This window comes from Candidatus Enterococcus wittei (assembly GCF_002140175.1).
Taxonomy (GTDB): Bacteria; Bacillota; Bacilli; order Lactobacillales; family Enterococcaceae; genus Enterococcus_B; species Enterococcus_B wittei.
Window position 1 is genome coordinate 593,075 of record NZ_NGMO01000001.1, and the last position, 1,816, is coordinate 594,890.

Sequence of the window (1,816 nt, forward strand, 5' to 3'; positions counted from 1 at the left end):
ATACCGGCGGCCGGGGTCGAACCGGCACGCCCTTAACGGGCACTGGATTTTGAGTCCAGCGCGTCTGCCAATTCCGCCACGCCGGCAAAAAAACTGGGGTAGCTGGATTCGAACCAACGCATGAGGGAGTCAAAGTCCCTTGCCTTACCGCTTGGCTATACCCCAATAAAAAGGCGAATGGTGGGAATCGAACCCACGAATGCCGGAGCCACAATCCGGTGCGTTAACCACTTCGCCACACCCGCCACTATAATACTTGTTATTTAATTTACCAATAAAAAACTAAGACGTGAACATCTTAGTCAATACCGGCGGCCGGGGTCGAACCGGCACGCCCTTAACGGGCACTGGATTTTGAGTCCAGCGCGTCTGCCAATTCCGCCACGCCGGCATGTTGAATGAGTACTAAGGCGGTAACCGGATTTGAACCGGTGATGAAGGTTTTGCAGACCTCTGCCTTACCACTTGGCTATACCGCCATTGTACAATTATTATCTATAAATTATTTATAGAACTGGGGTAGCTGGATTCGAACCAACGCATGAGGGAGTCAAAGTCCCTTGCCTTACCGCTTGGCTATACCCCAATAAAAAAGGCGAATGATGGGAATCGAACCCACGAATGCCGGAGCCACAATCCGGTGCGTTAACCACTTCGCCACATCCGCCATGGCAGGGGCAGCAGGAATTGAACCCACACTAACGGTTTTGGAGACCGCTGTTCTACCTTTAAACTATGCCCCTATAAAATGGAGGAGAGTGGATTCGAACCACTGAACCCTAAGGAACGGATTTACAGTCCGTCGCGTTTAGCCACTTCGCTACTCCTCCATGGTGGCGCGGGACAGAATCGAACTGCCGACACACGGAGCTTCAATCCGTTGCTCTACCAACTGAGCTACCGCGCCAATAAAATGTATCTATCAATTAATTGAATATAAATGACGGTTCCGACGGGAATCGAACCCGCGATCTCCTGCGTGACAGGCAGGCATGTTAACCCCTACACCACGGAACCAAATCATTATGGAGGTTAACGGGATCGAACCGCTGACCCTCTGCTTGTAAGGCAGATGCTCTCCCAGCTGAGCTAAACCTCCTATTTATTCAACTAATGACCCGTACGGGATTCGAACCCGTGTTACCGCCGTGAAAGGGCGGTGTCTTAACCGCTTGACCAACGGGCCAGAAAAATTTCATTACGGAGAGTAAGGGATTCGAACCCTTGAGACAGTTTACACCATCTACATGATTTCCAATCATGCTCCTTCGGCCTCTCGGACAACTCTCCAGAGTGAAAGAAGCTCATTACTCTTTCTCATAAATGAGAACTCCGGCAGTAGGACTCGAACCTACGACATCATGATTAACAGTCATGCGCTACTACCAACTGAGCTATGCCGGAATAACACCAGCGTGGCGACGTCCTACTCTCACAAGGGGCAACCCCTCACTACAATCGGCGCTAAGAAGCTTAACTTCTGTGTTCGGCATGGTTACAGGTGTATCCTTCTTGCTATCGCCACCACACTGTGGTGTTATCTATATTTGAGTAAATCTTGTTCACTCAAAACTGGATTTGAAGTTCATGTAAGAAACTCTACCGAGTTTTTTCATTTTATTTTGGTTAAGTCCTCGATCGATTAGTATCAGTCCGCTCCATACATCACTGTACTTCCACTCCTGACCTATCTACCTGATCATCTCTCAGGGATCTTACTTTCTTAAAGAAATGGGAAATCTCATCTTGAGGTGGGCTTCACACTTAGATGCTTTCAGCGTTTATCCCTTCCCTACATAGCTACCCAGCAATGCCC

General features: G+C 49.0%; 15 tRNA genes, 1 rRNA gene and 1 other annotated feature. All 16 genes read right to left on the reverse strand.

The window, feature by feature from the left end:
• Position 1: 1 nt before the first annotated feature.
• A tRNA-Leu gene (locus A5844_RS02180) sits at positions 2-86 on the reverse strand.
• Positions 87-93: 7 nt separating this feature from the next.
• A tRNA-Gln gene (locus tag A5844_RS02185) sits at positions 94-165 on the reverse strand.
• Between the two features lie 7 nt (positions 166-172).
• Positions 173-245, reverse strand: a tRNA-His gene (locus A5844_RS02190).
• A 61-nt stretch (positions 246-306) separates the two neighbouring features.
• Positions 307-391: transfer RNA gene (locus tag A5844_RS02195), tRNA-Leu, on the reverse strand.
• Between the two features lie 17 nt (positions 392-408).
• A tRNA-Cys gene (locus A5844_RS02200) sits at positions 409-479 on the reverse strand.
• Positions 480-514: 35 nt separating this feature from the next.
• Positions 515-586 (reverse strand) — tRNA-Gln (locus A5844_RS02205).
• 8 nt (positions 587-594) lie between these two features.
• A tRNA-His gene (locus A5844_RS02210) sits at positions 595-667 on the reverse strand.
• Positions 668-669: 2 nt separating this feature from the next.
• Positions 670-743, reverse strand: a tRNA-Trp gene (locus A5844_RS02215).
• Positions 744-749: 6 nt separating this feature from the next.
• A tRNA-Tyr gene (locus A5844_RS02220) sits at positions 750-830 on the reverse strand.
• Between the two features lies 1 nt (position 831).
• Positions 832-907, reverse strand: a tRNA-Phe gene (locus A5844_RS02225).
• A 37-nt stretch (positions 908-944) separates the two neighbouring features.
• Positions 945-1,017, reverse strand: a tRNA-Asp gene (locus A5844_RS02230).
• Positions 1,018-1,026: 9 nt separating this feature from the next.
• Positions 1,027-1,099: transfer RNA gene (locus A5844_RS02235), tRNA-Val, on the reverse strand.
• Between the two features lie 15 nt (positions 1,100-1,114).
• Positions 1,115-1,186: transfer RNA gene (locus A5844_RS02240), tRNA-Glu, on the reverse strand.
• A gap of 15 nt (positions 1,187-1,201) precedes the next feature.
• Positions 1,202-1,290 (reverse strand) — tRNA-Ser (locus tag A5844_RS02245).
• Positions 1,291-1,330: 40 nt separating this feature from the next.
• Positions 1,331-1,404: transfer RNA gene (locus A5844_RS02250), tRNA-Asn, on the reverse strand.
• Between the two features lie 9 nt (positions 1,405-1,413).
• Positions 1,414-1,529: ribosomal RNA gene (gene rrf / locus A5844_RS02255) — 5S ribosomal RNA — on the reverse strand.
• Between the two features lie 105 nt (positions 1,530-1,634).
• Positions 1,635-1,734, reverse strand: a sequence feature (23S ribosomal RNA rRNA prediction is too short).
• Between the last annotated feature and the right edge of the window lie 82 nt (positions 1,735-1,816).